This window comes from Micromonospora sp. LOL_024 (genome assembly GCF_048060415.1).
In the GTDB taxonomy this organism is placed as follows: Bacteria; Actinomycetota; Actinomycetes; order Mycobacteriales; family Micromonosporaceae; genus Micromonospora.
Window position 1 is genome coordinate 1 of sequence record NZ_JBHMIS010000077.1, and the last position, 7,115, is coordinate 7,115.

The window sequence follows — 7,115 nt, forward strand, 5'->3', positions numbered from 1 at the left end:
GCTCCTACCGGCCATAACGGATATCCATCTCAATCCGTTACACAGATCCCTCTACAAGCCCTCAACAGCCCCTCAGCACCCGGCCGATCGTGGCCGACGACGGAGTACGCCGCCATCGCAGCAGATGCACGCGGATCCCGATGACTGTCAGCAGCGCGGTCGAGGCACGCTGACCCCACTCGGCAAGTTCGTCGATGCTCTTCGCGCCCGAGACGACCCCACAGGCACACACCAGCAGGATTGCCGTAAGCGAGTACCACCGGCCCCGCCGGGAACGCGGGTCGGGCACCGAATCGAGATAAGGCCGCAGGTCAGCGATCCGGCCGGTGTCCAACGGCCCCAGCTTCACCAGCACAGCGGGGATGAGAGAAGATGCTCAGCAGGCACGGGCCACCTCGTGATCATCTGGCTTCGACACCACAATGATCACGAACCCCGTGCCGGCCCTGCTATACGCCCAACCGGTCACAACCCGACCAGCCACACAACCCCGGAACCTGCAACCGCCCTGGGTGCACTGAACCGTGCCCGGCCCGGGAATTCGGGCTGGGCACGGTTCACCTGAACGCAGGATCGGGTCAGAGGAGCAGGGAGCGCCGTAGATAGTGGGCGGTGTGACCACTCCCGGCGGCGATCTGCTCGGGCGTGCCGGTGCCGATCAGCCGGCCGCCGTCGTCGCCGCCCTCCGGCCCCAAGTCAATGATCCAGTCGGCCACCTTGGCCACATCGAGGTTGTGGGTGACGGTGACAACGGTGTGTCCCTTGCTCACCAGGTCATGCATGACCTTCAGCAGCCGGTCGATGTCGCTGGAGTGCAGCCCTGTGGTCGGCTCATCGAGCAGATAGAGCGTGTGACGTCCGGCGCGGCGCTGCAGCTCGCTGGAGAGCTTGATCCGCTGGGCCTCGCCACCCGAGAGGGTGTTCGCGGGCTGGCCGATCCGGATGTAGCCGAGCCCAACCTCGCGCAGCGTTCGAAGTGGACCGGTAATCGCCGGCTCCCCGATGAAGAATTCTGCGGCTTCGTCAATCGACATCTCCAGCACTTCGGCAATGGTCTTGCCGCGGTAGTACGCCCGCAGGGTCTCCTCCTTGTAGCGTTTGCCGAGGCACACCTCGCAGGGGAGGTAGACGTCCGGCAGGAAGTGCATCTCGATCTGCACGGTGCCGTCGCCGGAGCAGGCCTCGCAGCGCCCACCGGGCGAGTTAAAGGAGAACTGACCGGGCTTGAAGCCGCGCCGCCGTGACTCCTCGGTCGCCGCGAACGCCTTACGGATAGCGTCGAAGATCCCGGTGTACGTCGCCGGTGTCGACCGGCCTGACCGGCCGATCGGTGACTGGTCTACCCGGATCACCCGGTCGATCCCGGACAGTCCGTCGATACCGCCGTGCGGTGCCGGTTCCGGCGCGGTGCCCCCCAGCGACCGTTCCGCCGCGCGCCACAGGGTGTGGTCGACGAGCGTCGACTTTCCGGCCCCAGAGACACCGCAGACCGCGACGAAACAGCCGAGCGGGAATGCAACGTCTATGCCCGTGAGGTTGTTGCCGCGGGCGTTGCGGACCACGATCTCCTGCCCGGCGCAGGGTGGCCGGCGCCGCTTGGGCACCGTGATCCCGCGCTCTCCGCTCACGTACCCGCCAGTGATCGATTTGTGGTCGGTGAGCAGCTCGCTGACCTGCCCGGCGAAGAGTAGCTGCCCGCCCAGCTCGCCCGCACCCGGTCCCATCTCGACGACGTGGTCGGCCGCCTCGATCATGTGGTGGTCGTGCTCGACCACGATCAGGGTATTGCCGTGGTCGCGCAGTCGACGCAGGGTGGCGATCAGTTCCTCGGTGTCCTTGGGGTGAAGCCCGGCAGTCGGCTCGTCCAGCACGTAGAGCAGGCCGAACAGCCGGCTGCCGAACTGGCTCGCCAGCCGGATCCGCTGTGCCTCGCCGCCGGAGAGCGTCCGGGCCGGGCGGTTCAGCGTGAGGTAGCCCAGGCCGACGTCCGCGAGCGACCGCAGCCGATCCATGATTTCGTCTACCGCCTGCGCGATCACCTTGCGGTCGCGGTCGCCGACCACCAGGTTCTCGAAGAACCGGTGGACCGAGCTGACCGGCATCGAGGTAAGCTCCGCGATACCCACGCCGTCGACTTTGACCGCTAGTTGCTCGGGGCGCAGCCGGCCTCCGCCGCAGCCGGGGCACAGGACGTCACGCATGAACGCCTGCAGGACCAGGCCGCCGCCCTCGAGCCGGGTGCGTTCGTACCGTTGGCGGATCCAGGGAATGACGCCGAGCAGGACCGAGTCGCCGACCGGGATACTCTCGGCATGCAGCAGCCGCTGACGCAACTCCTCCGGCAGGGTGCGCCAGGGTGACAGCATGCTGCGACCCTCGGTCTCCATGAACGCGGCCAGCATCCGGCGTTCCGCGTCGGCGCGGACCGCCTTGCTGAGCTTGCTCTCCGCGGTCTTGCTGGCCGGCGCCTTCCACGGGGCGATCGCACCGTCCGCCAGTGCCCGGCCCTCATCCGGCACGATCAGGTCCTCCTGAACCTCAAGCCGGGTGCCCAGGCCGGTGCAGTCGGGGCACTGACCGAATGGCAGATTGAAGGAGAAGGAGCGGCTCGCCAGATCCGGCGTCGCGGTGCTGTGACCCTCGGAGCAGACCAGCAGCTCACCGTCGGCGCGCAGCAGCTGGTCGCACACGGTGCAGTGCGCGCGGCCCGCCTGGCCGTAGACCACCCGGACGAGGTCGTAGACCTCGGTGACGGTGCCGACGGTGGAGCGCGGGCTCCGCGACGCGGAGGTCCGCTGGTCGACGGCGACCGCGTTGCACAGGCCCTCGATGCGGTCCACATCAGGCTTGTCCATCTCCGTGATGAACTGCCGCGCGTAGGTGGACATCGACTGCACCTGGCGGCGCTGGGCCTCGGCATACACGGTGTCGAAGGCCAGAGATGATTTACCGGAGCCCGAGACCCCGGTAAAGACGATCAATTGACGGTGCGGCAGGTCGAGGTCCACGTCGCGCAGATTGTGGACCCGCGCACCGCGCACGGTGAGCCGGCTTGGAAGCTCCGCCGATTTATTCTCGGGCACAGTTGTGCCCGGGTACGAAACCACTCTGGGGATCCCCTATCGGCTTGTCGCGGGGTGACAGGAGCCGATCGTAACCGAGTCCGCGGCAATGCGGCAACTTTCTCCGGGCCGCCCGGATCACATTTCCCCTCCCCAAGGGCCCGATAGCATGAATTTCGATCTGTCAAGTCTTCTACTTTCCGGCGCGCCACATATAAGGGCCAGGGTCAAATACGTCCCGGTCCGTGCCCTTCGGCGAGTTCACGCGCGATCGCCATGACGTACTGGCCGTAGCTGGATCTGCTCATCCGTGCGCCCAGCGAGTGGCAGGCGGCGGTGTCGATGAAGCCCATACGCAGCGCCACCTCCTCCACGCAGGCAATCCGCACCCCCTGACGCTGCTCCAGGGTCTGCACGTACTGGCTGGCCAGCAGGAGGGAGTCCGGCGTGCCGGTATCCAGCCAGGCGAAGCCGCGGCCCAGATCCACGAGCGCCGCGGTGCCACGCTCGATATATGCCTGGTTGATATCGGTGATCTCCAGTTCGCCGCGGGCCGACGGTCGGAGGTTTTTCGCGATGTCGACGACCGTGTTGTCGTAGAGATAAAGGCCGGTGATCGCCCGGTTGGATCGGGGACGGGCCGGCTTCTCCTCGATAGATATCAGCCGGCCGTCGGCGTCGATCTCGCCGACGCCGTACCGCTCGGGGTCGGTGACCGGGTAACCGAACAACACGCATCCGCGCACCTCGCGTGTACGAGCCGCGAGCACCTCGGAGAACGCCGGCCCGTGAAAGATGTTGTCGCCGAGAACTAGGGCCGCGTCGTCGTCGCCGATGTGGTCGGCCCCGATGATGAAGGCCTCCGCCAGGCCGTTGGGCTCGGCTTGGCCGGCGTAGCACACCTGGAGCCCCAGGTGGGCGCCGTCGCCGAGGAGTCGGCGGAACTGCGGCAGGTCTGCCGGGGTGGAGATGACCAGGATGTCCCGGATCCCGGCGAGCATGAGAACCGAGAGCGGGTAGTAGATCATCGGCTTGTCGCCGACCGGCAGCAGCTGCTTGGAGATGGCCAGCGTGATCGGGTGCAGTCGGGTGCCGGAGCCGCCGGCCAGGATGATGCCCTTCACGTCACCACCCCGAGTCGACCGTGTCGACGATGTACTCGCGCTGGTCGTCCGAGACCCACCAGCCAACCGGGATGCAGACCAAGCGCTTGTCAACGACGTCCAAGGCGGGCAGCTGGTCGATGTAGTCGCGTACACAGGTGTGGACGTCGTTGCGCATGTGCACCTGGCTCACCATCACGCCCGCCGCGTCCATCCGCTTGACGAACCCGTTCCGGTCGTCCACCTGCAACGGATAGATCCAGAATGAGGACTGTCGGTCCGGGGCGCGCTGCGTGAGCGTCAGTCCGGGTACGCCCGCCAGCCGGCTGTCGTAGTACGCGGCGTTAGCTCGGTGCCGCCGCAGCACCTCGTCGGAGTGCGAGAGATTGGCGAGGCCGATCGCCGCGTTGATGTCGCTCATATGGAACTTGTAGCCCCACTCCTGAACGTCGGGCGGGTTTCGTAGCCGGTTCGGACCCTCTCGGTCGATGCCGAACCACCGCAGCAGCTTGGCCCGACGATGCATATCCTCGTTCGGCAGTACGATCAGGCCACCGTCACCGCAGGTCAGATGCTTTATGGCTTGGAAGCTGAAGACCGAGATGTTGCCGTGATTGCCGAGCGGGACGTCCCGATAGGTGGCACCCCAGGCGTGCGCGCAGTCCTCGATCACCATCGGCCGATGGCCGTGAATCGCTTCGGCCCGGTCGAGGACCCCGTGCAGCCGGTCCAGGTCCACCGGGTAGCCGGCGAAGTGCACGATCATGATTGCCCGGGTTTTCGCGGTGATCTTCTCGGCCAGGTCGTCCAGATCGACGTTCAGCGTGGCAGGGTCGACGTCGACCCACCGGATGTCCAGGCCGTTGGCCAGGATCGTCCAGTTAGTAGCCTCCATGGTCAGTGGCGTGGTGAGAACCTCACCGCCGGGGGTCGATCCCCTGACCAGGCGCAGCGCCAGGTGCAGACCCGCCGTCGCACTGTTCAAGGTCGCTACGTGCGGGTTACCGATCCGATCGGCCAGCTCGCGTTCGAACTGCTCGACCCTCGCGCCTTGACCGACCTGTCCGCTCGCCACGACAGCGGCGACGGCGTCCGGGGCCTGCGCCGACATCGGTACCCGGAACAGCGGAATCATCGCAGCGCCTCCCGGCTGCCGCCGCCGGCCCGCAGCCGGCGCGCCTCGCTCAGCGCCAAACATTCGTTGTACGTAGGCAGTATCCCCAGGTCGAGGGCCTGCCGCAGGGTCGGCGCAGTCCGGTCTTTGTCGGACAGGATCGGTTCGCCATGCTGCGGCCAAGGCAGGGACAGGGCCGGGTCGAGCGGATTGATCTGGAACGAGGCCGCCGGGGTGTAGATGCTGGAGCACAGGTAAACCACGGTGGCCTCGTCATCGAGCGGAGCAAATCCGTGGACCAACCCCTCGGCCAGGTAGAGCGCTTCGCGCCGTTCGTCGTCCAGCCGCACCGGGATGTGGCTACCGAACGTCGGCGAACCGATGCGGGTATCGACGACGATGTCGACGATCGCTCCGCGCACGCATGTGGCGTACCGGGCCTGGCCCGGTGGCATCGCGACGCCGTGCAGGCCGCGGACCGTGCCGCGGCGCGACGATGAGCAGTTGACCTGAGCCACCTCCAACGGATGGCCGATCGTCTCCTCGAAATCCGGTTGGTTAAATATCTCAAGGAAGACGCCTCGGCTATCCGGAAAGATCTGTGGTCGGATGAGATAAGCACCCTCCAAACCCACCGGCTCAATCCGCATTGGATCTCCTCCCATATTCGATGTCGACCAACGCTATCGACGCAAGCTAGTAGGTCGGTCGAAGCGGACTAGGGGTCGATCAGCGCTGCTTGTCGGAAACATCTCAGCTCAGTACGGTCGAAGCGCCAGAACTCCGGAATTAATCCTATCCTTGGAGGTCGATATGCTGCGCGTTGCCGTGATTGGCGCGACAGGTTGTGTTGGCCGGCAGATCTGCGCGACATTCTCCGCTGCCGGGCACGACATTCTCGCCGTCGCACGGAAGGCTGGTGTTCCGCACGCCACCGGCCTCGAATTCGTCGAGCTGGATGTCGCCGCCACCGACGCCGCGACCATCGGGGTGCTGTTCGCCGAACGCCACGTCAATGTCGTGGTCAACGCGGCCGGCCGGTGGGGTCCGACGCAGGCGGAAATGGTGCACTCGCACCTGGGCGTGGTCCAGCGTCTGGTCGAAGCGGTTGCGCTGATGGAGCGGGCGCCCCGCCTCGTGCACATCGGCTCGGTGCACGAGTATGGCCCGCTGCCTGTCGGGACGTCCCTCGACGAGTCCGCCGTACCGCGGCCGCGCACCTCCTACGCGCAGATCAAGCTGGCCTGCTCAACGGCCATGATGGCCCTCGGCGGAGTCGTACTGCGCGCCGCCAACATATACGGCCCACACCCGCCGGAGGAGACCTTCTTCGCCGTTCTCCTCCGGCGGCTGCGGGCTTCGATGGGCACCGACGAGGTCGTAGAGCTGTCCGTCGTCGATGCGCGACGAGACTTTGTCGATGTCCGTGACGTCGCGGGCGCAGCCCTGGCCGCCGCGTCGGCGTCGCTGTCCGGATGTGCGATCAACATCGGCAGCGGCCGAGCCGCCGACATGCGGGACCTAGTCAGGTCGCTCGTGGCCGAGGCCCAATTCCCGAAAGAGCGGTTGCACATTGCCCAGCGGGAGGTTCCGAGTCACGGCGGAGAATGGTCTCAGGTGGACATCCGTGCAGCCCGACAACTCCTAGGCTGGCGTCCCCGTTTCACGGTCCAGGAATCGTTGAGCGCCATGTGGCAGGCAGTGAGGTGATCTCAGCGTAACTGGATAGGTCTGTGGCGGGTCCGGTCCTAGTCCTTCGTGGAGGCTGGTAGGTACGGCAGGTCAAAGCCCTGCCATGGGCGAAGATTCCGGTCCTGGGCCAGACCCACGACCGTG

General features: G+C 66.4%; 6 protein-coding genes. 1 reads left to right on the forward strand and 5 read right to left on the reverse strand.

Features of this window, described 5'->3' with window-relative positions:
• Window positions 1–61: 61 nt before the first annotated feature.
• The 5 genes from ACFHWY_RS27615 to ACFHWY_RS27635 form a co-directional block, all read right to left on the reverse strand.
• Entirely contained in the window at window positions 62–355 is a 294-nt protein-coding gene (locus ACFHWY_RS27615) for a transposase family protein (protein ID WP_416583177.1), read from the reverse strand.
• 223 nt (window positions 356–578) lie between these two features.
• Entirely contained in the window at window positions 579–3,083 is a 2,505-nt protein-coding gene (uvrA, locus tag ACFHWY_RS27620; RefSeq protein WP_416583178.1) for an excinuclease ABC subunit UvrA, read from the reverse strand.
• Between the two features lie 206 nt (window positions 3,084–3,289).
• Window positions 3,290–4,186, reverse strand: a complete 897-nt coding sequence (rfbA, locus tag ACFHWY_RS27625) for a glucose-1-phosphate thymidylyltransferase RfbA (RefSeq protein WP_416583179.1) — start codon at window positions 4,184–4,186, stop codon at window positions 3,290–3,292.
• 1 nt (window position 4,187) lies between these two features.
• Window positions 4,188–5,300, reverse strand: coding sequence for a DegT/DnrJ/EryC1/StrS family aminotransferase (locus tag ACFHWY_RS27630; RefSeq protein ID WP_416583180.1), 1,113 nt, complete (start codon window positions 5,298–5,300; stop codon window positions 4,188–4,190).
• Window positions 5,297–5,929, reverse strand: coding sequence for a dTDP-4-dehydrorhamnose 3,5-epimerase family protein (locus ACFHWY_RS27635; RefSeq protein WP_416583181.1), 633 nt, complete (start codon window positions 5,927–5,929; stop codon window positions 5,297–5,299). The genes ACFHWY_RS27630 and ACFHWY_RS27635 overlap by 4 nt, the downstream gene beginning before the upstream one ends.
• Window positions 5,930–6,107: 178 nt before the next feature.
• On the opposite strand from ACFHWY_RS27635, the gene ACFHWY_RS27640 reads away from it, so the two are divergent.
• Window positions 6,108–6,989, forward strand: coding sequence for an NAD-dependent epimerase/dehydratase family protein (locus ACFHWY_RS27640; protein ID WP_416583182.1), 882 nt, complete (start codon window positions 6,108–6,110; stop codon window positions 6,987–6,989).
• Window positions 6,990–7,115 lie beyond the last annotated feature (126 nt).